We start from the raw sequence: 22,531 nt of genomic DNA on the forward strand, positions 1-22,531 counted from the left end.
ACAGGCATCTGCGATCCAGACACGCCGCCGGATCGCTGTACCAATGTCGCGTGGGCGTGCGATTTGTTGGAGTCAACTTGGCGGCTGGCCATTGCCCTTGCATTTGCAGTGTCAGCGTCAGTTCCCGTAAACCGACGGAACATATCGCGCAAATCCGGGACTCGGAACGTGTTCGCGTCAATGTTGACGAAGTAGTGCCCTCCCCGGCGCGCTTCCCAATTGGCCTGCGTGAGCACCAGGCCATTTTCCTGCGCGTAACCCCAGAGCGCGGCGTAAGCGGACTTCTGAAGGACGCCGCCCACCGCGTCCACTTCGTTAGGTAATGGCGTGACGGTGTGCCCGTCCATCGGCCGACCGCAAAGCGGGGAGCGGTAGCCGGTATAGAAGCTGGTGGAAACCCAAGTCCAAACTTCCGCCGCTTCTGCAATCAGAACCGGCCCGATGTTGGTCGTGGGCACGTTGGCCAGGGATACGACCGGTACGCGAGTGTCCAGCGCCGCCTGCAAGCCGCTCACTCGCGCAATATCTGAACGGGCAAAGGCCAGATTACTCACCGCCGCCGTCTGCGACACCGTCTCGAACGCCGTGACCGGCTCCACCTTCCACCCCGTACTCCACGCGGCAACGGTTGCGCCCGACGCGTTGTACTTGGCCTGAACCTCCGCCACCGTCACCGTCGGATATGACCAGGACTTGTTCGTGTCGCCGATCCAGATGCACGGAACACCAGCCGCGTCCGACCCGAAGCGAACGGGAATATCTGACGCGGCGCTACCGGCCAGCACCGTCGCCCCACAACGCCCCCACGCCTTCGTCGTCTGCACATAACCATGAATCAACAGCGACACAGGCGGCACGCCGTCCAGGTACTCGAACAGATCCACGCGCAAGCGCAGCATCGTGTTCACGCCAACAGCCGCAGCAGCCGCAGCAGGCAGCGTGATCTTAATTGCGCCCGCGACGGTGGCAGTGTTGGTCGAATAGGCGCCGCCATCCGGCAACAGCACGTGCGCAGTGCGTCCCGACGACGTGTTCACGCCATACTGCGAGCCGATCGCCGCGCCCGTGCCCAACACCACCGGACCCGTAACCTCGCCGCCCGCCTTCGGCAGTGCCTGAATATCCTCCAGCACCTGCGCCGGCGTGCGCGATACCAGCGCGCCCGTGCCCGCCCCGGTCAAGTACGAGCCTGCGGCAAGCGTCGCCACGCCCGTGCCGCCGCGCGCCACCGGCAAGGTGCCGGCGGTGGCTTTCGACACGTCCAACGCGGTCACGTTAAGCGCGACGTTGCCGGTTCCGTCAAAGCTCACGCCGCCAGCCGTCGCGCCGCCCGTGACAGAGAACAAACGCGTCGTCGCCAGTTTGGTTGCGGTGGCGGCATTACCGACTGCGACCTCGCCGGCTGCCGACACGCGGCCCTTGGCGTCTACGGTGAACGTCGGCACCGCGTTGGCGTTGCCGTAGCTGCCCGCAGTCACGCCGGTGCTGCTCAGCGTCAGGCCCACCGACAAGTTGGCGGAACCGTCGAATGTTCCCGAACCCGTTGCGTCGCCGGTCGCTGCAATGGTGCGCGCCGTGGCCAGCTTCTGCGCGGCGCCTGCGGTCAGCGCGGTGGCCGTGCCCGACAAGCGCGCAACAGGCACCGTGCCGGTCTTCAGGTTGGTGGCGTTCAGGTTCTGCTGCGCGTAGCTCAGTGCGTCGAAACCCGTGGCCGCTAGCGGACGGCCCGTGACTGCCGCCAGGCCGTCCAGCTGCTTGTACAGCCAGGCCAGGCGTTCGTCGGTGGTCTGCTGGACCTTGTTGAATTGTTCGACAGAGGGCGGCACGGAACCGATGTACGACCAACCCGTCTTGTATTGCAGGTCGGTGATGCCCTCGGTCAGGCCGTTTTGCGCCCAGGTCGAGTTGAAAAGGTCGAAAAAAGTAGGGTCTGCCATCAGTAGATTCCTCGCGCCAGCACGCCGACGCCAAAGCCAAAGAAACCTTGCTCGCTAAAGCCGAAAGGCTTGTCGGTCGAGCCGGTAATGAGTTGCACGCCGACACCGGCGGCTTGGGGTACCCACTTATAGGGGTTGGCCATAAGCGGGTCATTGGGACCGGGAATCCGGCTGACCCAGATGCGGATCTTTGCGTTGCCCGCGTTCTGCACCACGACGCGGCTCACGTCGAAGATCGGTTTGAGCGACGAAGCGATCTCCGGCGTGGTGCCGTGCCCGTTGTTCAGCGCGATCTTCCAGTACAGAAGCTTGCGGTACTCGGCGTCCAGCAAGGACGTCGACCCGGCTACCGTTCGTTCGTTGGCGCGGCGAAAACGGGCGTCGGAGAAGCCTCCGACGTTCGGTTGCCCTTCGAAGCCGAAGAAGCGGATGTAGATCGCTTCATCAATGACGCGGGGCAAGCCCACGATCTCGCCGATGCCATCGAGCTGCTTGCCCACCGCGGTCTCTAGCCACCGGTCCTCGTACAGGGAACGCAGCGCGCCTTGCAGGCCATCGGCGGGTTTGAGCAGTGCGCGGACCAGCGCCTCCAGCCGCCGCTTGGTCTGGAACTGGCCCAGCCAGTGGCCCCACGCAACTTGCCCATGGTCTTGGTTCAAGTCCATCAGGTCACCTCGATGCGTGACAAGTCGAACGCGGCCACCTGGAAGTCCTGGATCGTCACGTTGGCGGCGCGGTAGTCGGCCGGCGTGGGCGTGAACGCGGGGTTGGTGGAGAACGCCAGCTTCAGATCCACCGACGCCAGGCCAGGCGTGCGATAGATGGCGCCGTAGAGCCGTTGCAGGATGACGTCTTCGCCAATGCTCGACGCGTCGCCCACGGCTGCCAGGTTCTCGGCAATGCGTTGAAAGCCGTCTGGCGGAAATGCCTGCTCAGCCGGCGACAGCAGCGTGGTGGCGCAGCGCACCCACAGGTAGACACGCTCGGGCCGGTCGAAGCGGATCAGGTGGTCCGCGCCGTCCTCATCCTTGACCACCACCTGCTGCTTGCCATGGGTGTCGATGCCGGCGGCCACCACGCGAAAGATCGCGTCGGCCACTTCGTCATCCAGGCCGCCGTCCGCCACCACATGCACGCTGTGCGGAGGCCGGCCCAGCGCATCCGGCGTGTCGGTGCTGTTCATGAACACCTTCACGGTGCGCACGCCAGCCACCCGGTCGCGCACATTGGGCGCGATGCTGGGCAGCGTCGCCGCGCCCAACCGGAACAGGCCGGTGGGATATCGCGCACGCAGCTCCGCCGCGTTCTCCGCCAGGCGCCCCGCCACACCCGCTTGCAGGTTGCCCACGGCTTCCCAGCCGTCGATCTGCGTGATGATGCCGTTCAAGTCACCCACCGCCGCGCCTTCCGTCGATGCGCCCAGCGTCACGGCAAGGCCCGGCGAGCCTAAACGGATCAGAGACAAGTTGCCGGACCACGTGAACGCCGCCGCGCTGCGCCCATCCGTATGGATGCGTACCGAGGCGCCATCGCTGGATACGGCCAGGCCGCTAGGCGTCAACGCCGTGACCAGCCCCGCCAGAATCTGAGGCAGGTTCGTCGTCGTGCCCGACGTATAGGAATATGCCGCACCGTCGATTGACACGATGTAGGCGCTGGATGGCGTAACCGCGGGTTGAAGGGTCACGTCCGCCGCGGCGCCGGCCAGGATCTGCGTGGCGCTTTCCAGCGCCCACAGGTTCTGGCTGACGCGATGCCGTACTTGCGCGCCCGCCGGCACCGTCGTGCCCGCCGCGCCATACAGCACCACATAGGCGCGCGAGGACTCGTCGCGGTACCGCGACACGCCAGTAAACGACACCGCGCGATCCAGCGACACCCCCGTCGCCGAGCCGGGGTACATCGCGTAATACACGCCTTCCGCCTGCTCCCACAACGTGGCTTCGCGCTCGGCGAACGTATCGATCAACAGACCGGTAATGCTGTCGGGGCGGGTTTCCACCGCGCCATTGAAGCCGGCGGACTGCATGCGGGCGCGCAGGTCCGCCACGATCTCCTGGCGGATTTCCGGCAGGCGCGGGCGTACGAACCCGTCCGGTGTGACACCGTAGGCCATAGGTACCTCGAAAAAAGATTGGGGTTAAGACGTGCGCAACTCAACGACTCGTTCGAGCCGTCCTGCTGCCGTGTCCACGTCATAGGTGACACGTAGCACGCGCAATTGGCGTTCAATTTGCAGCTCAAGGCCGCGCACGCGGGCCACATCCGGCACGGCGCGAATGCGCGCGCGGAAGATGGCTTCGATGCTGGCCCGGTTCGGCGACTTCACCAGCACGTCATCGAAATACGGCACGCCAAACGTCGTGTCCAGGAACCACTCGCCCAGAAAAGTCAGCAAGGTGGTTTTGATTTGCTGGGCGATGCGTTCGGCGCCGTCCACAAATGAAGTGCGGCCGAGCAGATCCAGATCTAGATCGTGGTCGGCGGATAGCGCAAGGTCGAGTGCCATCAGACAGGGTTCTCCGTGATGCCGCCCGCATAGGCGTGGCGATGGGTGTCGCCGATGTTCTTGCCGTTGTGCGTGATGGCGCCGCCCTCGTACGCCACGCCGCCCCGGATACGCATGGATGCGCCGCCTTCGCCGCCCTCGCCCGCCATGCCTTGCGTGTAGGTCAAGGGGCCGTTCACCGTCACCGGTGTATTGAACGTTGTCTGTTCGGCCTGAACCGTCCAGGTCTTGACCTGAAACGTCAGGTCGCCGGCGGGCGACAGTTTCAACATGCCGGGACCGTACTGGATGCAGACGTTCTGCGTGTCGGCCGCCATCGTGCCGGGCCGCAGCAGCGGCGAGGCGAAGGCGTCCGACAAATCAAATTGGCGCGGGTCGTCGGGCGGGCCGTTATCGCCCGCCAGCCAGTTCTCAAGCGCCCGCGCGGAGAACGACAGCTTGATCGCATCGCCCGCCTTCAGCGGCACCGAGATCAGCGCACGTGCGCCATTCACATCGCCTACCGGCCAGCACACCGGCACACGCACGATCTGCGGCGGCGGCAAGGTTTCACCGTTGGCGAGCCGCTTGGCCAACGTCGGCCTGGCCGTCACGAAAACGCCGTCGTAGGCCACCACTTCACCGGGTAGCGTCGTATAGACGTCCGCCAGCTCCGTCGCGATCAAGCGGCGCACCAGGGTCACTGCTTGGCTCATGTCTTTTCCTTTTTCTTCGGTGGCGCATAGCGGTCGACCAGCCCCAATTCGGTCTGCCAATCGCCACCCTCGCTGTCGCCGGTGTGGTGCACGGTTTCGACGCGTTGCCACGCACCAACCGTGCGGCTCTCGACCTTGACCAGGTCGCCGGGGCTGATGGTCGGCAGCAATAGCGACTTCACCTTCCAACCGTCACGCTGTTGCTGGCCGCTTGCCGGCTTGGCGCTGGCGGCCGTTGCCGGTTCAGCGGCCTTCGCCGGCCCTTTCGCTGGCCCTTTCGATGCCGCCTTCTCGGTGGCCGCCTCACGCGTGCGCTCGGGCTGGCCCAGCAGCCCCGTGTCCACTGCCAGTACGACGGCCTGCCGCCGCGTGGTGCCCAGCCGTTGCACCACCTGTAGCTGCTGATTCTGAATCGACCACTCCAGCCCGGTGCCCTGCGTCACCTTGTGCAACGCCGTGCGGGCCGCGCCGTAGAAAGAAAACCCTTGCTCCCAGCGGCGGTCAGGCACGTCGTCCGCCATGACGAGCGGCAAGCCCATTTGGCGGGCAATGTCACGGATGATGGCGCTGGCCTGCGCGCCCGGCCCCAGGCCGATCGACACCGCCGTGTCGCGCACTTCGATATAGCCGTCCTTGACCGTCAGCTCCGTAATCACATCCGGCTGTTCAAATCGGGTGTAGGCGTACACCACGCTGCCCGAGGCCATCAACAGCGGGCCGCCTTCTTCGGCGTAACCCGCGTACAGCACGCAGCGCAGGTTCGGTTCTTCAAGCGCGCCACGCGTACCCGCCGCCAGGTTGTAGAGCGTGATCTTGGCGTCGTTGGGGGATTCCCCTGCGGTCTTGGCGATGTCGAACGTCAGCCGAATGGGCGGCACGATCTCTAGCGCCTTCTGACCGCTCTTGCCCACGAGCAAGCGGTAAACCCGATCAAATCTGGCCATCCGCCATCTCCTGCGCATCCACGTAGATCAACGCGACTTCACCTGAGGCCAGCGCCGCGCGGCTGATGGTGTCGCGACGGTCAGGCGCCAGCGCCACCAGTTCGCCAGCCGGCACCGTCAAGTGCCGGTAGCCCGACAGCAACGGCGTACCCGGCAGCACGGCGATGCCCGCCACGACGAGCTCGTTGTAGGCGTTCTCGATGGACAGCGTCCACAGTTCCGCCTCGCTGTTCCAGGACAGCCGCAAGAAGTAGGTCAGGCCGTCCAGATCGACTTCAGTAAGACTGTCGTTCACGTCCGGAATCGGAATTTGGATCATGTCGGGATTTGCCTTGTCGTAAAGATGCCGCCCTGCTGCTTCGGGGTGGCCGGCACGCCGCTGGTCTTGCCGGCGTTCTGTTTTGTCGTGCCAGCTTTTCCCGTGGCGCTGCCCGAGGTTTTCTCGGGGGGAATGTCCGCCTGGCGCAAGGTCACTTTGCGGATGCGCCTGAACGTGGCGGATACCTCGAAGCGATCACCGCCGCCATTGCTGCGCCCAATGGAGCAGCTTTCCATCACGAAGTTCTCATAGACATCGAGTCCGGTCGTGATGGTGATGGGCAGGCGGTCTGCGTGGATCTTGCGCAAGGCGTCCTTGGCGCCGATCAGTTTTGACCGGCCCACGTCCGTTGACGCCCCGCCCAAGCCCCCCATGCCACCCAACGCGCCCCGCGCATTCAAGCCCCCCAGCAAGGTGATATCGGCGGCGGTGACCCATCCGTCGAGCGTCAGCAGTTCCGATTCCTGGACCACGTGGTCCGAAACCGGCGGCCCGTCTTCCACCGCATACGAGGTGGCGCGGCTGTTGAGTGCCGTCTTCTCGCCCACCAACGCATCCAGTGGCAACGCGCCAATGCTGCTGCCGCCATTCCATCCAAAGATCATGGAAACAAAGTTCATTGCTGCTCCTAGGCGACCATCTCGACGGGGGCCGGCAGGTCGAAGGTTCTGCCCACGTCGGAAAGGTTGCGTTGCAAGCCCAAGCCGACGCCCCGCTCAACAGCGCTCCTGACGGCTTGAGGTTCCCCCCCCGTCACGTTGACGACGATGTCGTTGCGGTTCTGGTACGAGAACGGCGCGCGGCCGAGGTTCGACGCGGGGCCGACCACAACCGCAGGCGGCACGACCGGAACGACAGCGCCACTGGCCACGGCCATCCATTCCGGCGCAAGGTCTGGCTTGGCGCCTGCCGCATCCGTCGCGGAGGCTTGCTTGTCAGATTTCGACCCGCCCGGCACCAGGCTCTTGAACCACTCCTTCGCCTTCTGAACCTTATCCAGCACCCACGTTTGAATCGCGGCGCCAATCTCCTTGACCGTGGCGATCATGCGGCCGCCCATGCCTGAGAAGAACGTCCACAAGCCGCTGAAGGCGCCCTGCCAATGGGCAATTGCGCCGTCCCAATCGCCCGTGAACGCGGCGACGACGCCACTGACGAGTTCGCTCCAGAACGCCCAGATCGCCGAGATGTATTCCATCACCGGCCCCAGGAAGGAGTCGTGCGCGATTCCCATCAGCGCGTCCCAGGACGCCGAGATATAGGCCTGGATCTCATCCCAGTTTTCCCAGATCTGCCACAACGCAAGCGCCAGCACACCAATGGCGGAAATGATCCGGCCAATGGGCGTCATGGCAAACGCGTTCCACAGCATCGGGATGACGGACCGCGCGATGTACAGCAACCCGTTCCACAACATCGGCAGCGCCGTCGTCGCCACCCACATCAGCCCGTTCCACAGCAGCGGGATGATGGTCGTGGCCAGGTACAGGAATGCGTTCCACAGCATGGGAACGGCGATCTTCGCCATGGAGAGGATCACGCTGCCGATGGGCGACAGCATCTGCCACAGGCCATAGGCCAAAATGGCAATGGTTCCAAACTGAGCGATCCACGGCCCCAGCGTCTGCCCGGCGCCTACCAGCAGATCCTTCACAACGCCGAGCACACCCGACACGGCATCCAGCTCGTCCTGCCATTGCTCCACGCCACCGATCCAGCCGCCCAGCACGGAGTCGCCCCCGCTCAGCCAATTGGCGATGTCTTCGCCGATCAAGTAGATCGTCATCAGCACCGCGGCCATGCGAAGCATTGGCGCCAGCGTCCGCGTCCACACCGACAGCATCTGCATCGCGCCTGCCGGCCCGCTGCGCAGCGCCATCGCGCCATCCAGCCCCAAGGCCACGCGGGTGGCGGCGACCAGAGATCGCAGCAAGCCGCCAGACTGCACGGTGGCTTGGCGGAGCCAGTTGCTCAGCGCCACAAGCCCCAAGCTGGTCCCCGCCAACGCCAGCAGCTTGACGACGGCGTCGATGTTGTCGGCCAGGAATTGAATCGATGCCGTCACCGCCGATAGCGCCGCACGGCCCATCGGCAGCGTCTCGCCAAAGTAGCGCTGCATGGCGTCGTTGAACACCGTCATCGCGCTGGTGATGGACGCCGGCGCGCTTTCCGCTTCCGCCCGCATCTTGGGCAACTGCGATTCCAGCGCGGGCAAGGCGCGGGTAGCCGTTACTTGCCCGCCCTGCACCTGCTCGCGCAACTGGCCACGATTGACGCCCAAGCCCGCGGCCAGCGCATCCTGCATGCGCCGGGGCAAGGCGTTGTATTCCTCCATGCCCAGCTTGCCTTGCTCGATCATCTTCAGCAGCGATGCGACGACTCCGCTACGGTCTTGCGCCGGTGCGCCCGACAAGCTCATGCCCAACGCCACCGCTTCGGTGATGCTGGACGCGTCAATGCTGGAGCGTCCCTGATCTTCCAGGGCCTGCCGAGTGCGTGCATACGTATCGACGTTATCGGCATACGGCGTGCGGCTGGAGCGCGACAGGCGCGCCAGGTCGCGGTCGGCGTCGGACGCCTGCGCGTCCGATCCGGCCGCTTGCCGCAGACGCATCTGCGTCTGCGCCCACGCGTCGATGTCGCTCAAGATGCGCTTCAAGGGCGAACCGCCCAGCGTCAGAGAAACAACGCCTCGCAGGCCGCCAAGCGCCGTGGCGTGTTGCCGCGCGGCCGATACCCCCTGCCGCTGCGACTGAACCATGGCGCCTACCGTCTGCTGCGCATTCATCACCGACGGCAGCGCACCCGCCAAGGCTTGGCTGATGGCCGCGCTGGCCTGAGCGCTTGCTCGCACCATCGAAGAAAACATCGTCTCGAACGCCTGCTGATACGTTCTCAGCCCGGAATCATCCACCTGGTAGCGCAACAGCGTCACCAGTTCTCGTACAACGGTCATCGTTACCTCGCCTTGTTTTCTGCCGCAGCCTGGGCCGCCGCCTGGGCATCCATCAGCGCATTGAGCTTCAGGATGTCCAGGAGGTCGACATCGCCGCGTTTAACGGCGTCCAGGCTGACATGGCGGGCCAGGATGGGCCGCCAGATGATCAACTCTCTTTCGAAGCCGGCGTCGAACCGCCCGACAGGCTCGCCAGCTTGGCGCGGGCCGGACCAAAGCGGCCGGCCCAACGCGCCAAAGGGCCGGCGAAGTTGTGCTCAAGGATGTGGAACAAGAGCTCCAGGATTTCGGCATAGTCGCCAAACGCCAGGCCGCGATGCGCCGGCGTCAACTTCTGGGGCTCGCGGCCCGCCAGCTCGAAGGTGACCAGTTCCGCGTCGATCAGCCGTTCGGCCCAGCTGGCCAGGCTGTCGCCGCCCAGCTTGACCGACAGTTCGCGAAAGGCGTTCAGCATCGCCTTTTCGTCGCGTTCCTGCGCCGCGCCGTCACCGCCGAACACGGCGGTCAACATCGAGCCCGCGGCCGGCAGCACTTCCTTTTGCAGGTCGCCCAACAGCTTCAGCTGGCGAAACGGATCAAACCGCGAGACCCGGAAGACCGTCGAACCGATGGTCACTTCCTTGATGGCGCTCATCAGGTGTTGCCTCCGATGACGTTGATGGCCGGACCGGTCTCGATCGACCATTCGCGGCTGCCGACCTTGGCACCGTAGCCCGCGTCGGGCATCTTGACGATCCACGCCGAGTCCGAGGCGTGCAGCGACGTGCCACGCAAGTCGGTCACCGAGATCGGCACGGCGCCGTTGCCATCCGTAGCGCGGTCGGCCTGATGCAGCGCGGTCAACGCGGCGTTGCTGGCGCTGGTCTGCATCAGCGTCAGCGTGATGCGCAGGCGCGAATCGCGCGACATGGAACGCGCAACTTCGCCATCGACGCCGACCACAGAGGCGATGCCTTCGCCGATTTCGGTCACGGTGACAAAGGTGTCTTCGGCCAGGCCAGAGATGGGCAGCGCGCCCATCACGATCTTCACCTGATTGGGTGCGTAAGTTTTGACGGACATGAGTAGGCCCCGATTACAGTTGTTGGTAGGTGAGGTTGCCCTTGATTTCGGCAACATGGATGGCGCCGGCAAGGCGGGCGCTGAACGTCAGGTCACGCAGAATGCGGTTGGCCTTGTCGTTGGTGGAAACGCTGGCTGCACGCGGCACGTTGATGACAAAGCCGGGAATCTTGCGGCCGGCGTCGTCGATCTCGTCGGGTGCAACCAGGCCACGGCTCTGGCCCAGCAGCAGCGCCTGGCGAATGCCGTTGACCAGGATCTGGATACCGGCGTCGGTGTACGGCACCTTGCCGTTCGCGTTGATCAGCTGCGACGCGACGTTGATCTTCACCTGCTCGGCCAGCCAGTCGCGGCCGCGGATCACGTCGATCCATTCGCCGGCGGCGACCTTGCCGTTCTGCGTCACGGCGAAGTTGCGCATCTGCTCGAACGTGTTGGCGTTCTTGGCGTGCGCGGCCAGCGCCTGGCCTTCAGTCAGGCTGTCATAGGTGACGCCCGACAGACGCGTGTTCGCCCACGTTTCACCGCCCGGATAGAAGGTGAAGCGGTTGGCGGCGACGGCGGCATCCAGCGCTTCGCTGGCAGCTTGGCCGTGATACCAGACGTGCGTGCGGAAGAACTGCTTCTGCTGGCACTGGGAGGCAATGTCGCTGGACACGGCGGCATCGATGATGCCGGCCTGTGCGCTGGACACGCCGAACAGACGCTCGTTCGATTCCACCCATTCAGCGGCATCCAACACGTCAGCTTCGACACGGCTGGCCAACGACACGCCGTACCAGTCACCGTTCTCGCGCAGGCAGGCGTTCAAGGCGGCCGACGGGGTTTCGGTGCTGACCGGTGCGGCCAATTGCACATTGCCCTTCACGGCGATGGCGACGGCCTGGCCGGCCTGGCTGGCGGTCACGGCAACGTCGGCGCCCGTCGCGGTAGCGGTTACCGGCGCATCGGTTTCGGTGATGGCGGCAGCCAGCGCGGTGGCGATCGTCTGCGGGGTGCTCTCGGCCAGACCCGACACGCTCACGTCCACCTTTTGCACGGCGCCAGCGGCATCACGCCACGACAGCGAAACGGCGTAGTCGGCCACAGCGGCACGCGTCACGGAAATGCGCGATGCATCCACTTGACGGCGGCCCACGAAAACGCGAGCGACAGTCGGGATCTGTTTGAAGGCATCGCGCACGGCGATGTACAGAGGATCATTCGGCGACATGCCCAGATCCAGCAGTTCACCCGGCTCGGTCACCACCAAGACGCGGTTGACGGCCAGCGCATGCGCGCCAAGGATCAGGATGTCAGAGAAGTTCTGCTCCTTGATCGCCGTGGTGTTCAGCGAGATCGCCACATTGACGATCCGGTCGATTTTTGCCATTTGCGGCTCCAAAAAAAAAGCCGCCCAAGGGCGGCGGGACTGCGTTAAGAAGACCTGGGGCGCTACGTCGCCTTCTCGGTCTCCGCGGAAAAAGAGGTTTCCAGGGCAGGCATGAGCCCGCCCGTCGTGGTGATCGTGCCGGTCACGGTTTCGATGACACCGACAACATCGGTATAGGTCTGCGCGTAGCGGATGCCCAGCTCAAGCACACCCAGCCGCTCGCTGGCGGCGCCCGCGCTTTCACGCGGCACGCGCTCGATGCGGCCGACGTCAAACAGCGCCAGGCCCAGCGCTTCCGCCTGCTCCTCATAAACGGGATGGCGCAAGGTCAGGCCCATCTTGTCGAGCGCAGCGTAGGCGGCGGCGCCCACGCTGCGCAGCTCGACGGTCGCATCGCGGTGGTCATGCACAGGCTGATTGCCATCGTCGTCAACCGGCCCGGCTTCAGCGGGGCCTGTCTGTACCCAACGCACCGCCATCGCGATGTAGGGCGGTTGCGGACTGGATTGCGCGTCGTCGGACGAGACGACGGGCACACCGCCCGCAGCGGCCGTCACCAACGTAAGAATTGCGTTATCGGGCGTCATGGAAGTCCGGTTTCAGGTCTGAAAAAAACAAAGCCCGCGAACCGTTTAGGCGGGCGGGCTGCATTTCGTGTGGGCGCAATGGCCCGGAGCTATTGTCTCAAATCCGGTCCCAAATGGGCATGGTTTTTATGAAGTGCGTGTCCCAATTCCGACCACGCGTAGGTTGCAGACTTGGTGTTGCCGCCACAGCGCTGCACATGCCCCGCATCCAGCAAGTGGTCCAGCACGCGGCGCGCGCCACGGCGCATGGCTTCTTGCGACGCGGGCGCCAACGGGATGCCACGACTGACGTGCCGCAGGATCTCGGCCATTCTGAACTCGCGCCCCGGATATGCCGCCAGCAAATCAATAACTTCGTGCGCGTACTTCATTTGAATGCCCTCCAGACCTGTTGCTTGAAACTGCCCAACGCCACCTTGTAGTAAGGCAACGTGATACCGATGACGCGGCAGGCCTTGTCCTGACGCAGATGCGCGGGCAGATCGCCGTAGTCGGCGCGGCGGGTGGTTTCCGCCTGCACCACGCGCCGCTCGACCAGCGGCAACGCTTCATACAAAGCATGCACGCGGCGCGCGCGTTCATGATTCACCGGAATGCGCAGCGGCTCATCGTCGTCATCGTGACCCGGCAGCGGCGGAAACGCGCACACGTCCGGCGCGTCTTGCGCCATGCGGCGCGGGCCCGGCCAGTCGCCTTCCCATTGCGATCTTGCCCAATTGCGAATTTCGTCTTCCACCCAACGCGGTAAGCCTGCTTGCGTGCCTGCCCTTGCTTCCATTGTCTTGTTGCCTCGTTCTTGTTTGCGGATCGCGGAACCGCTTTGGTGTCCCGTGTCGCATCCCTTTTTGTGTTCCGCGTTGTGTTCCGCTTTGGGTCCCATTTTTTGTCCCGCTTCGCATCTCGATTCGTGTACCCGCGTCATGCGCCCTCCGGCTTGGTGGTGTGCCTGGCGTGCGTCAGCATCTCGGCGATGGCCTTGGTGGGGTGACCGCCAAGCGCGATGCGCGCCTCCCATCGATCAATCCACTCGCGATGCGACCGGCTGCGCGGCTCCAACAGCTTTCCCGCCCCCATCTTTTTGAGCGCGGCTTCTGCTTGTGCGCGCGTGGCCAGCGTCTGGCCTGGCGCGGGCAGTGCCGCGCGCGGTGGCGGAATGTCGGGCCACGCGCCTTTGCTCAGCTCCTCGGTCAAGGTCCTTTCCCACCTCGCCTTGATAGCGCCGTAATTGCTGTTGAGCAGGTCCACCGTACTGACGCCAACCGCCGCCCAATACACCGCCGGGTGCGACCAATCACCGGTCTCGCCGCGCCGCCGCGCCGACACGCCGCGCACGGCTTCGTGATAGGCCAGTTCGGAGATCAACCACGGGCAACACAGCTTCAGAAATTCGGGCAGCGTGGGCGGCCACTCGCGCGTCAGGCACGCGGTCAGCCCGCGCCTGACTTGCGCCTCGGTCAGCCCCGATAACTTTTGATTCCAGGAATCCTTCAACTCGCGCGGCGTCAGGCCTTCCCATTGCTGCGCGAACTTGGCGCCATACAGCAGGTGCATTTCATTGACGACCAGCGCGCCCAGGCTGGCGGACGATTCAGCGACTTGCATCGATCACCCCCATGTCGATCTCGCCACGTCCCCGGCCTTCGGCCAACACGCTGCGCAGTTCAGATGACCAGTCGGCGCGTTGCCGTACGCGGCTGCTTCCGGCGGTGCGCGGCCTATCGCGCGGTGGGTACAGCCCGAGATAGCCGCTGGCGATGCTGTGTGCGATGACCGCACTGGCGGCAATGCCCTCGGCGCGGTAGGCAGCAAGCTGTTGCAATTGCCGCCGCGCGCCCTCTTCCGTAATCGGCTTCTTGCGGGCCTTGCGATCCGCTACCCAACTGGTCCAATCGGCGCGGTCCAGCCATTCGGGCAAGGCAATGGCGGTAGCGTCAAAACCTGGAGTGCGCTGGCACGACCGGGGTTCCTTTTCTTTCTGGCTTTGGGTTCCTGGTTCTGGTTCTGGTTCATGGTTAGTTGCACGGGTGTTCAACGGCTGTTGGCCCGCCCCGCCTTCCACGCCTTCCACCTTTGCCTCTACTGCCGATTTCTCTGCCGCTTTCTCTGCCACATCCTCCGCCGCGTTCACTTGCCGGCAAGCTTGCCGCGCCCGCTTGGCCGCGCTGGCCTTACCGGCCGCGGACTTCGCTTCCTTGTTGCCGTGGTAGCGGGCAATCTCGGCATCGCAACGCGCATGCCGCCAGCCTTGCTCGGTGTCCACGAAGAATTCGCCCAGCACCTGGACCACCGCGGCCTGCTCTTCGTCTGACCGCGCAATCAACAGGCGGCAGAGTTTGTCGACGTCCCCGCACAAAGGGGCTTCGGTGTCGTAATAGAGTTCAATCAAGTCGCGATAGACGCTGCGTTCGATGCGCGTCAGGTGCCGCGTGGCGCTATTGAAATCGCCAATGTGATGGGGGTAGTAGTTCATTGCGCCTTCAGCCCTTCGGCCAGCTCCGGCCAGATTCGAATGCAATCCGTGGGACGCAAGTCGCGCCGGGTGACCCAGCCGCACGTGGCCAGCTCAATCAGGGCGCAGTGCTTGACCGGCACCGGCCGGCGCCCGGTGCGCCACTGGTAGACCAGCGCGGGCGATACCCCCACGCGCCGAGCCAGCGCCGCAGCGGTAATGGCTCCCTCGCAATCGAAATAGTCATGTAGGTTCATTACCAAAACTATAGCGACGCTACATCTCATTAGCAAGCCATGCTATAGTTTAATTTGCATAGCATTGCTATATGAAAATGTGGACTATCGAAGAGGAAGCCGCCGCGCTGCGCGCACGCTTTGAAGGCGTGAACCGCGCGGCCTTTGCTCGTGACCACCACGTGAAGGGCGGCCAGGCGATGATTTATCAGCACATCACCGGCCGCCGTCCCATTGGGATTGAAGCGGCCATGGCTTACGCCGAAGGGTTTGGCTGCACACTGGCTGCGATCAGCCCGCGATTGGCGGCCGAAGCTAAAAAGGCCGCATCGCTATCGGCAGCCGCCCCGCTTGCCACCCCGGCCACTGACGTGGCGTGGCCCTTTGCTTCGGTGCCGCAGTCGCTTATCAAAGGCTTGGCCGACGATCAGCTCAAGCGTCTGGAAGGCGCGCTGCTATTGGCACTGGGCCAGATGGGGGTCAAGACGAAGGCGGCGGCCGCGCAATCCAAGTCCTCGCAATCCAAGCGCGGCACCCTTTTGAATATCGACGCCGTCGCGGATGAATTCCCGATGGCGCCCGTGTCGGCAGCGCCCTGGGATCCGGACGGCATCACCACACATCAGGCCGAACGCATGCAGGCGCTGCGCATCAGCACCGCGGCCAACGTCGGCCACGTCGCCCACGCGGGCTATTCCGCCAACGACCAGGAATTCATGCCCATCCCCGAGCTGGATGTGCGCCTGGCCGCTGGCCGGCTTGGCATCGAGAACTATCACGAGACCGAGATCGGCGAAATTCTGCTGCGCCGTTCATTTCTGGAATCGTTCAAGCTGCCGATCAGCCGCATGAAGATCGTGTATGCGCAAGGCGACAGCATGGAACCCGTGATTCGCAACGGCGGACCCATGCTGTTTTTTGAAGACCCCATCACCGACCCGCGCGAGATCGACCCGCGTACGGTCTACGCCATCAACCAGGGCGGCAAGATGATCGTGAAGTGCATCGCGCGCGAACGCGAAGGCGGCTGGCTGGCCAAGTCGTTGAACCCGGCTTATACGCCTTTTGCGCTGGAGAAAGAAGACGGATGCGAGGTTCGCATCGTCGGGCGGATCTTGTGGTCGCCTTATGACTTGCGCAATGGGGTGGATGAGCGCTTGCTGTAGGGGTGCGCTGCGGCGCCCTGGTTCTAAATGCCACGCCTGTCGCGCCAGGCGACCGCGCTATACCGGGGCTACACCCGGGCTACACCTTCAGGGGCGCTCGTAGGTGTAGCCTCGGCACCACGTTACTTCGCGGCCTTGTAGCGATTCCGCAGGTCGCGGATCTGATCGTGATTTCGCACAACGCCGGCATTCTGCCGTTCCACGATCACGCGAATTTCTTCCGGCAGCGGTTCCTTCAGCGCGTCAGCATAGGCCGCCTTGGCCACGTCTTCGCCCCGCTCACACTCTTCCAAAATGGCCAGATCGGTGCGGCCGGCCACGGCGGCCTTCAAGTTGGTCCAGCCGCGATGCACCGCACCCGCGACCGTGCCACTGTCTTCAGGCACGCCACCCAACTGCGCGATCACGGTTTGCAACTCCGCGGCCCCCGCGGCGCAATCTTGCGCCCGGTTCCTGAATAGCTGCTGCAGCTCGGGGTTTTTCGTGTCATCGGCCGCGGCTTCGAAGCCCTTTTGTCCGTTCTTCGAGGTTTCGATGAGGTGGTTCAGTGTCTTGATGACGTTGTCAGCCATGTCCGGTCTCCTAGGATCAATCAAGCCGCGTGGGCGGCTTGGGGAACATGACTACAGCAAGTTCCATTCCCGGGGTGACTTGAATGCGGGTGGAGGCCCTTCAGGTTTGCGGTTTGCGTCGCGGTGCGGATAAGCCTGGAACGTGAATCAAGATGCCGCCAAGGCGTGGAGTCCCTTAGGCGCCCATCAGAATTGCAAGGCGGCTATTCCACGTATCTCCATAGCCCTTGCCGGGGACGGCGATGTGAAGCAATGGCCTTTTAAGGTCGTTTGTGGAAAAGGCAAAATGGACATCCTTGAAAGCGAGCCCACCGTTGCCTGAAACCTCGGTCCATTTCAACTGCCACTGCCTGATGTAGGAAAAGTCGAGCACCTCGCCCGGATCCTTCGCCCCCGATACCATGCAGAGTTTTCGGGTTTGGGGGTCGAACGCCATGACGACCTTTTTGTCCTTATCGCTAAGAATCAGTTCGCTGTCGACACTGTTTTCAGGAAAGGACGTACCGAGTCTCTGATTATGTTCGCGAAACTTGGCCAACAGCGCGTCATGCCGCTTCTTTTGGCGATGGATTGCCCAAGCAATCAGAGCAATGATGGTTAGGGCAAGAGAGATCCAATCAAACATGGCGCTGATTTCCGTGGGCGTATGAAGGTGTATCAGCGTTAACGGCAGCCAGGGCAAGAACTTGAGTGAATCGGGCCAGAACAGGAAATCGCGGACACGATGCAGGCGGTTCATACCATAGTGCGTCAAGCCGGCTTGGACGCGGCCGCGCACACGCGCGGCCACATGGCGCGCTGGGTTGCTCAGGCCCGCCGTCGCTTCAGACCTCGCCTTGCATCGCCGGCCTGGCCTTGATCGTGCTCAGCCATGCCTGCACCTTCGGATGGGCGGCCACCGGTGCGCCCAGAAAGGCGGTGTAGCCGACCACCGACGCCACCACCAGGTCAGCCAGCGAGTACTTGTCGCCCACCATCCACGGCTGGCGCGTCAGATGTGCATCCAGCAGCCCCAATAGCGAATCCAGGTCGGCGATGGCCCGCTCGGCCTGGCGGGCATCGCGGCTTTGCTCGTCGCCGTGGGCGACGACATACAGGCGCGAGACCACCGCGCCATACGTCACGTAGGCCCACGTGCACCACGACATGGCGGCCAGCCGCTGCGAAGTGCCGGCCGCGGGCCACAAGCCCCGCTCGACGCCCCATTGTTCACCCAGCCACAGGTGGATGGCCAAGGCTTCGAACAGCGGCGCACCGTCCACAGTCAGGGTCGGCACCTTGCCGTTGGGGTTCAAGGCCAGGAATTCCGGGCGGCGCTGCTCGCCGGCCTGGATATCCACCTTGACGCGTTCGTGTGGGACCTGCAGTTCGGCCAGGGCGCAGGCGATGGGGGAGGCGCTGGACTGGGGGTACCAATGGAAAACGATAGACATGGACAAGCTCCGGATTGGGGGAGTGCCGCGGCCCCATGGCCGCTGACGACGGACGAACTTTAAAATCCATTGCGGACAGTTTCCGCCCTTGATACAGGCTATCGTTGACCGATGCTCAGCTCCAGCAACCGCCTCCTGCGCCTGCTTTCCCTACTGCAGACCCGCCGCCATTGGGCCGGCGCCGACCTGGCGCAGACCCTGGCGGTGCATCCGCGCACGCTGCGCCGCGACATCGACCGGCTGCGCGAACTGGGCTACCCCATCCAGGCCAGCAGCGGTGTGGCGGGCGGCTACGCCTTTCGCGCGGGCAACGCCCTGCCGCCCCTGCTGCTGGACGACGACGAGGCGCTGACGGTGGCAATCACGCTGCGCACCGCGGCCACGGGCACGGTCGGTGGCGTGGAAGAAGCTGCGCTGCGAGCGCTGGTCAAACTAGAGCAGGTGATGCCCACGCGCCTGCGCCACAAGGTGGACGCGCTGCGGTCGGCCATCGTGCCGCTGCCGAGCGGCGGCCCGGTGATCGATGCGGGACTATTGGCCGCGCTGGCCGCCGCCTGCCGCGACCAGTTGCGCGTCAACTTCGACTACGCGGACAGCCGCGGCCAGCCCAGCACGCGTCAGGTCGAGCCGCAGGGGCTGGCGCACACGGGGTATCGCTGGTATCTGGTGGCGTGGGATCCGGCGCGCGACGATTGGCGCACGTTCCGGCTCGACCGAATCACCAGCGCGGTAGCGCTGGGCGCGCACTTCGCGCCGCGTCCGCCGCCCGAAGGTGGCAACCTGCGCGCCTATGTGACGCGGGCGGTGGGCCAGGCGCCCAACGCCGAAGAGGCCAGCATCGTGCTGCATGCGCCGCACGCGGTGATTGCCGCGCGCATTCCCGCGTCGGCCGGCCAGGTCGAGGCGTTAGACGATGGCCGTTGCCTGCTGCGCTGCATCGGCCAGTCGCTGGAGGCGCTGACGTATTGGCTGCTGGCGCTGGAAGTGGAATTCGATGTGCTGGCGCCGGCGTCCCTGGCGCAGCGCTTTCAGATCGCGAGCGAACGGGTCGCCCGCATGCTGCAACGGCGCGATACCGCTACGCCGCAGCAGGCAGACGGCCCGGCGGCGGCGAATGATTAGTGCTTAGCTGACCTGCTCGGTCTGTTCGGCTTTGGCCAACTGCCGCATTACCGGCGACTCATCGGCTCAATTAGTGTTAACGCGCCCGAGTTGTTCCGCGTCATGAGCGATCATGGGGTGCGGGTTTTCAAATGGAACGCCGGCGCTTGGTGAAGATCAAGAGCAGTGCCTGACCGATGCCGCCAATCGCTGTTCATGCCACCATTGCAGAAACGGCGGACAAGAAAAAAGCCGCTCTAGGCGGCTGATTTCTTTGAATTCTTTGGGGTGGCTGATGGGGCTCGAACCCACGACAACTGGAATCACAATCCCATGCCAGTGGGAAGCTTTCCTTTTATTATTCAATACCTTACGGCCAATCAGTTTTCAACAAGAACTCCCCGTAGCTCACCAATTAATGAGCCTTTCCTTAGGCCCGTTGAAAAAAATTGACGACATCCAGGCCCTCCGACAACAGTCAACCGACCGGCTTGATTGTCGTTTCTAGCCCAGGCCCAGCATCTAGTCCGCAGCGTCTCCACATCAGTTATCTGGGCACAAGGTTGCCCGTAAGCTGCTGTAACTAAACTGGCTCTGCCCCCTGCGGTAGAGCGGTTCTTCTTCCCTGCTCCGTCGGGCCGTCCGGCCTCCAGCGAGCTATTAATACCTGTCGAAATCCACCGACAGAGCATCCCCAGGAAAGCTCCCATATGAGGTCGATACCCCATGCGGACGCAATCGCGTTCCGCGGTCAACTCGCGTCCTTTGAATTTCCGTCTACTGCGCGCGACGCCCGCCAGGCTGCTCGTACTTGGTTCGAAGCGGCCCCAGATATGAGCCCGGCTCAGTACCGCGACCAGCTATTTATCGAACATTGCAAGGGCAAAGCCGACTCGCCCCTCGAACGAAGAATCCGGCGGGACGCCTTCAAACAGGCGTTCGCCCAGGCCATAGGCCACATCGTCGTAGAGGAGGCCCGGCTTCATGCGCTCCCTGCTTGAACGCCCGATTACGTTTCGACTGTCCGACGCCGCTCGCCGGCGGTACGAGCAGGCCGCTGCGGTACGAGGGATGACGCTTTCCGCGTATCTGCGGGATCGGCTCGAAATCGACGACCAGGTCGCCGAACACGTCTCGCAACTGCGCCTCACCCTGCTGGACGGCGGGGTTGGGGGGCAACCCGGCGAGTCTCTACTGCCCCTTTTGGTGGAAATGCTGTTGCTTACACGGAGGATTACCTCCCCGGGAGACCTCCGCGCCATTCACCTAGAACTGGACCGTCAAGGCATCACGCCCTGGACTGCCCCGTAACCCCTCAAAACTCTTCGGTCTATGAAAACTGCTTACGCTGCCTTCCGCCTGTTCTTACTTTCGATCTTCCTTCTGCCACAGACCGTATTGGCGCAGCCTGTACTGGATCTGCCTACGATCCTCCCACGTCCGGCGGACCTGGTTCGTCGTCCTATTCCCCCCTTGCCTCCTCTTCCGCAGCTCATACGAGAGAACCTCGACCGCGATACTTGGTCCTCGGCCGACGGATTGGATTGGGGCATCAAGATTGCTGAAGATGACGACGCCTATGTCGTGATGTACCTATCGTCGTCGGCATGTGAACGCTGGCAGCGAGAAGGCAAGCGATTGAAATTGCGGACTCTATATATAAACGGAGAGTCGACGGAGACGGCCGCGTGTCGCCCGGCGTCAACAAGGCTCAGTACATGAGCCCCCGGCTGGAGGCGAAGGACTTTGAGGCAATCCTGTTCAAAAGCCGCCCCGCGCCTTAGCGCAAGCTGAGCAGCTCCTGTCGCCAGGCCTCGTCTGTTCGCTGCCAATTCGGCATCGCTTCTTGGCAGGCGCGACCATCCCCTTCCCGGCGAACTCGCCAAGCTCCCTACGGAGTATTCCCAATGCAAGCTTTCCATTTGGCGGCCGTGTTCTCGGCGGCCTGCCTCCTTTCGGCCTGCGGATTCGTTCCGCCTGCCCCTCCGACACCTCCGGACTCCGGACGAATCCTCATCAACCACGCGGATCCGCGCACCGTTCTACCCGGTAAATCGCCGACAGCTCTGGCTTCGGCGGACATTCCCCCGATCCCGGTGCCGGAAGCGCCGCCCAAGCTTGGAGATCCAGCGTCCCCCGCAAGCGCCACGTCGCCGATGGCTAGCAATGCAGCTGCTGCTGCCCCTGGCGCCAGCTCTACCGCGACGCCGGCACCAGCTGCCGGGACGACGGCACAGGCCACTGAGGCGGGCACAAGTCCGCAGCAGGTCGCGGCGGCGCCCGGCCCTGTCATCACCGTGGAGGTCGCTTCGACGGAGCCGGTCGCCGAACCGGAAATCGTGGAACCTCCCAAGCAAATTTGGCGCGTCAGCCCGCAGGACGGGACGGTCCGCCAAGCGCTTGTGCGCTGGGCGTCCGACGCCAACTGGACGTTTGGGCCTGACCAGTGGGAACTGAATTTCGACATACCGATACAGGCCCCGGCCGAGTTCGAGGTGGCCTCCTTCCGGGAGGCCACACAGGCGCTGTCCCAGGCGGTCGCGATGGGCGAGTCGCCTATCCGCCCCTGCTTCTACGGCAACCGCGTCCTGCGCATGTTGCCCTTCACCCGCAGCTGCAACCGATCCCCAGCCACGCAATCCTAGCCGTGGCGCTGACCAGGAATACCCATGACTGCATACCGCACTGTAGCGGCCGCACTGACGCTTGCAGCGCTGTCTGGCTGCTCCGCGCTCCAATCGACAGACCGCGTCAGCGCCCGTGCTGACCACGAAGGTTCAAAGGGCGCTTTCGCTATGGACGCCTTCAAAGGCATGGCAGGCGACACCGACCGGGCCAAAGGCCAGGTCGTCGAACTGCCATGGATCGCAGGCCGGCCCCAACCGCTTGCCCGCGATGTCACCCTGCCGCCGGCGCTGCGCGCCAACGTCAACACGACGCTGCTGTTCGAAAACAGCGCGGCCGACCTCAAAACCCTTGCCGACCGCATCCAACTCGCAACGGGAATCCTCACCCACGTGTCTGCCGACGCTTTGCTGCCGGCCGAGTATTTCCTTCCGCGCCTGGCGGTAGAACAAGGCGGTGCTACAGCAAGTGCGAACTTTGCTGCCGCGACGGCGGACACGCTGGTTCCAGCCCTTGTACCCGGGATTGCCGTCGACCGGATCGCAGGCCCCGTCCTGCCCCAAGGCGT

At 64.1% G+C, this 22,531-nt stretch carries 26 protein-coding genes and 2 pseudogenes; 5 read left to right on the top strand and 23 right to left on the bottom strand.

The genetic code is table 11. The annotated features are described in order from the left end of the window. The 19 genes and pseudogenes from HV765_RS31170 to HV765_RS31260 form a co-directional block, all read right to left on the bottom strand. Positions 1 to 1,937: pseudogene (locus HV765_RS31170) on the bottom strand (hypothetical protein); the annotation flags it as partial. Next, positions 1,937 to 2,602, bottom strand: coding sequence for a baseplate wedge 1 family protein (locus HV765_RS31175; protein WP_175172112.1), 666 nt, complete (start codon positions 2,600 to 2,602; stop codon positions 1,937 to 1,939). The pseudogene HV765_RS31170 and the gene HV765_RS31175, both read right to left, overlap by 1 nt. Next, on the bottom strand, positions 2,602 to 4,053 hold the full coding sequence (locus HV765_RS31180) for a hypothetical protein (protein ID WP_175172114.1): 1,452 nt from the start codon (positions 4,051 to 4,053) through the stop codon (positions 2,602 to 2,604). The genes HV765_RS31175 and HV765_RS31180 overlap by 1 nt, the downstream gene beginning before the upstream one ends. A gap of 24 nt (positions 4,054 to 4,077) precedes the next feature. After that, on the bottom strand, positions 4,078 to 4,446 hold the full coding sequence (locus HV765_RS31185; protein ID WP_175172115.1) for a contractile injection system sheath initiator: 369 nt from the start codon (positions 4,444 to 4,446) through the stop codon (positions 4,078 to 4,080). Continuing rightward, positions 4,446 to 5,141 carry a Gp138 family membrane-puncturing spike protein gene (locus tag HV765_RS31190; protein WP_175172117.1) on the bottom strand — a complete coding sequence of 232 codons (696 nt, stop codon included), beginning with the start codon at positions 5,139 to 5,141 and terminating at the stop codon, positions 4,446 to 4,448. The genes HV765_RS31185 and HV765_RS31190 overlap by 1 nt, the downstream gene beginning before the upstream one ends. Further along, positions 5,138 to 6,085, bottom strand: a complete 948-nt coding sequence (locus HV765_RS31195; RefSeq protein ID WP_175172119.1) for a phage protein — start codon at positions 6,083 to 6,085, stop codon at positions 5,138 to 5,140. The genes HV765_RS31190 and HV765_RS31195 overlap by 4 nt, the downstream gene beginning before the upstream one ends. Continuing rightward, positions 6,072 to 6,404: a phage baseplate plug family protein gene (locus HV765_RS31200; protein WP_054426721.1), complete on the bottom strand. Its 333-nt coding sequence runs from the start codon at positions 6,402 to 6,404 to the stop codon at positions 6,072 to 6,074. The genes HV765_RS31195 and HV765_RS31200 overlap by 14 nt, the downstream gene beginning before the upstream one ends. Continuing rightward, positions 6,401 to 7,024 carry a phage baseplate protein gene (locus HV765_RS31205; RefSeq protein WP_175172120.1) on the bottom strand — a complete coding sequence of 208 codons (624 nt, stop codon included), beginning with the start codon at positions 7,022 to 7,024 and terminating at the stop codon, positions 6,401 to 6,403. Before HV765_RS31205 ends, HV765_RS31200 begins: the two co-directional genes overlap by 4 nt. An 8-nt stretch (positions 7,025 to 7,032) precedes the next feature. After that, the gene (locus tag HV765_RS31210) at positions 7,033 to 9,360 is read right to left on the bottom strand and encodes a tape measure protein (RefSeq protein ID WP_175172122.1); all 2,328 of its coding nucleotides are present in this window, start codon (positions 9,358 to 9,360) and stop codon (positions 7,033 to 7,035) included. Positions 9,361 to 9,362: 2 nt separating this feature from the next. Next, positions 9,363 to 9,512: a hypothetical protein gene (locus HV765_RS31215; RefSeq protein WP_175172110.1), complete on the bottom strand. Its 150-nt coding sequence runs from the start codon at positions 9,510 to 9,512 to the stop codon at positions 9,363 to 9,365. After that, complete coding sequence (locus HV765_RS31220; protein ID WP_175172123.1) at positions 9,509 to 9,994, bottom strand: phage tail assembly chaperone; 486 nt, start codon at positions 9,992 to 9,994, stop codon at positions 9,509 to 9,511. Before HV765_RS31220 ends, HV765_RS31215 begins: the two co-directional genes overlap by 4 nt. Next, positions 9,994 to 10,422, bottom strand: coding sequence for a phage structural protein (locus HV765_RS31225; RefSeq protein WP_054426717.1), 429 nt, complete (start codon positions 10,420 to 10,422; stop codon positions 9,994 to 9,996). The genes HV765_RS31220 and HV765_RS31225 overlap by 1 nt, the downstream gene beginning before the upstream one ends. Before the next feature lie 13 nt (positions 10,423 to 10,435). Further along, positions 10,436 to 11,794 carry a DUF3383 family protein gene (locus HV765_RS31230; protein WP_175172125.1) on the bottom strand — a complete coding sequence of 453 codons (1,359 nt, stop codon included), beginning with the start codon at positions 11,792 to 11,794 and terminating at the stop codon, positions 10,436 to 10,438. Positions 11,795 to 11,856: 62 nt separating this feature from the next. Next, entirely contained in the window at positions 11,857 to 12,381 is a 525-nt protein-coding gene (locus HV765_RS31235; RefSeq protein WP_175172126.1) for a phage neck terminator protein, read from the bottom strand. A gap of 89 nt (positions 12,382 to 12,470) precedes the next feature. Beyond that, positions 12,471 to 12,752, bottom strand: coding sequence for a hypothetical protein (locus HV765_RS31240; RefSeq protein WP_054426714.1), 282 nt, complete (start codon positions 12,750 to 12,752; stop codon positions 12,471 to 12,473). After that, positions 12,749 to 13,159, bottom strand: a complete 411-nt coding sequence (locus HV765_RS31245) for a hypothetical protein (RefSeq protein WP_175172127.1) — start codon at positions 13,157 to 13,159, stop codon at positions 12,749 to 12,751. The genes HV765_RS31240 and HV765_RS31245 overlap by 4 nt, the downstream gene beginning before the upstream one ends. 140 nt (positions 13,160 to 13,299) lie before the next feature. Continuing rightward, positions 13,300 to 13,983 carry a hypothetical protein gene (locus tag HV765_RS31250; RefSeq protein ID WP_054426712.1) on the bottom strand — a complete coding sequence of 228 codons (684 nt, stop codon included), beginning with the start codon at positions 13,981 to 13,983 and terminating at the stop codon, positions 13,300 to 13,302. Beyond that, positions 13,970 to 14,851 carry a DUF1376 domain-containing protein gene (locus HV765_RS31255; RefSeq protein ID WP_054426711.1) on the bottom strand — a complete coding sequence of 294 codons (882 nt, stop codon included), beginning with the start codon at positions 14,849 to 14,851 and terminating at the stop codon, positions 13,970 to 13,972. Before HV765_RS31255 ends, HV765_RS31250 begins: the two co-directional genes overlap by 14 nt. After that, positions 14,848 to 15,087 (bottom strand): transcriptional regulator, encoded by a 240-nt coding sequence (locus HV765_RS31260; protein ID WP_054426710.1) that lies wholly within the window; start codon positions 15,085 to 15,087, stop codon positions 14,848 to 14,850. The genes HV765_RS31255 and HV765_RS31260 overlap by 4 nt, the downstream gene beginning before the upstream one ends. 71 nt (positions 15,088 to 15,158) lie before the next feature. Here HV765_RS31260 and HV765_RS31265 point away from each other — a divergent pair, with 71 nt between their 5' ends. Next, a complete protein-coding gene (locus tag HV765_RS31265; protein WP_054426709.1) occupies positions 15,159 to 16,232 on the top strand; it encodes a S24 family peptidase in 1,074 nt (357 codons plus the stop codon). Positions 16,233 to 16,354: 122 nt separating this feature from the next. On the opposite strand, the gene HV765_RS31270 is transcribed toward HV765_RS31265, so the two are convergent. From HV765_RS31270 to HV765_RS31280, 3 genes are all read right to left on the bottom strand, one after another. Next, positions 16,355 to 16,804 carry a PA2169 family four-helix-bundle protein gene (locus HV765_RS31270; RefSeq protein WP_100856778.1) on the bottom strand — a complete coding sequence of 150 codons (450 nt, stop codon included), beginning with the start codon at positions 16,802 to 16,804 and terminating at the stop codon, positions 16,355 to 16,357. A gap of 175 nt (positions 16,805 to 16,979) precedes the next feature. After that, on the bottom strand, positions 16,980 to 17,543 hold the full coding sequence (locus tag HV765_RS31275; protein WP_245636433.1) for a hypothetical protein: 564 nt from the start codon (positions 17,541 to 17,543) through the stop codon (positions 16,980 to 16,982). 85 nt (positions 17,544 to 17,628) lie between these two features. Then, positions 17,629 to 18,237 carry a glutathione S-transferase family protein gene (locus HV765_RS31280; RefSeq protein ID WP_175172128.1) on the bottom strand — a complete coding sequence of 203 codons (609 nt, stop codon included), beginning with the start codon at positions 18,235 to 18,237 and terminating at the stop codon, positions 17,629 to 17,631. Positions 18,238 to 18,348: 111 nt separating this feature from the next. Here HV765_RS31280 and HV765_RS31285 point away from each other — a divergent pair, with 111 nt between their 5' ends. After that, positions 18,349 to 19,359 carry a helix-turn-helix transcriptional regulator gene (locus HV765_RS31285; protein ID WP_175172129.1) on the top strand — a complete coding sequence of 337 codons (1,011 nt, stop codon included), beginning with the start codon at positions 18,349 to 18,351 and terminating at the stop codon, positions 19,357 to 19,359. Positions 19,360 to 20,198: 839 nt separating this feature from the next. Here the strand turns inward: HV765_RS31285 and HV765_RS32090 are convergent. Further along, entirely contained in the window at positions 20,199 to 20,324 is a 126-nt protein-coding gene (locus HV765_RS32090; RefSeq protein ID WP_276529738.1) for a hypothetical protein, read from the bottom strand. On the opposite strand from HV765_RS32090, the gene HV765_RS31290 reads away from it, so the two are divergent. The 3 genes and pseudogenes from HV765_RS31290 to HV765_RS31300 form a co-directional block, all read left to right on the top strand. Beyond that, complete coding sequence (locus HV765_RS31290) at positions 20,323 to 20,649, top strand: hypothetical protein (RefSeq protein ID WP_056559994.1); 327 nt, start codon at positions 20,323 to 20,325, stop codon at positions 20,647 to 20,649. The two genes, HV765_RS32090 and HV765_RS31290, sit on opposite strands and share 2 nt — an antisense overlap. 596 nt (positions 20,650 to 21,245) lie before the next feature. Continuing rightward, the gene (locus HV765_RS32095) at positions 21,246 to 21,983 is read left to right on the top strand and encodes a toxin co-regulated pilus biosynthesis Q family protein (protein ID WP_175172130.1); all 738 of its coding nucleotides are present in this window, start codon (positions 21,246 to 21,248) and stop codon (positions 21,981 to 21,983) included. Positions 21,984 to 22,007: 24 nt separating this feature from the next. Beyond that, positions 22,008 to 22,531, top strand: a pseudogene (locus HV765_RS31300) (hypothetical protein); the annotation flags it as partial.

It is taken from the genome of Achromobacter kerstersii (genome assembly GCF_902859595.1).
GTDB classification, from domain to species: domain Bacteria; phylum Pseudomonadota; class Gammaproteobacteria; order Burkholderiales; family Burkholderiaceae_B; genus Achromobacter; species Achromobacter kerstersii.